General features: G+C 39.9%; 1 protein-coding gene. It reads right to left on the bottom strand.

Annotated elements, in window-relative coordinates; translation table 11 throughout:
• Window positions 1-323: hypothetical protein (locus AOA61_RS31300; protein ID WP_158234820.1), on the bottom strand; the 323-nt coding region annotated here is incomplete at both ends.

The following is a 323-nucleotide window of genomic DNA, read 5'->3' as shown; positions in this document are numbered from 1 at the left end:
CCCAATTCCTTTATTTTTCTTCTTCAATACTTCTTCAGGTCTTTGTGTTCTTACTACGAGAGGATAAAGTCCTTTATAAGTAATCCTCAACATGTCATTACTACCTATAGGTTCATCATCAAATTCTTGGGTGATTACACTGTCCTGATAAGCCCAGTAGAACTCCGCCTCTCCTTGGTTCAGACCTTTCAATCCAATACTCACAGGTTCAAAATTTCCACCGTCTCTGCTTATTTCTATGAGAGGTTCCTCGGCTATTGGGTAGCCAACAGTAAAACTTCTTCCTTCTCCATTTCCTTTTTTAAACTCCTGCTGTGTTGCTG

The organism is Pseudomonas sp. 2995-1 (assembly GCF_002742505.1).
Classification (GTDB): Bacteria; Pseudomonadota; Gammaproteobacteria; order Pseudomonadales; family Pseudomonadaceae; genus Aquipseudomonas; species Aquipseudomonas sivasensis.
The sequence above is the reverse complement of the archived record's forward strand: the minus strand, read 5'-3'. Positions and strand labels throughout refer to the sequence as shown.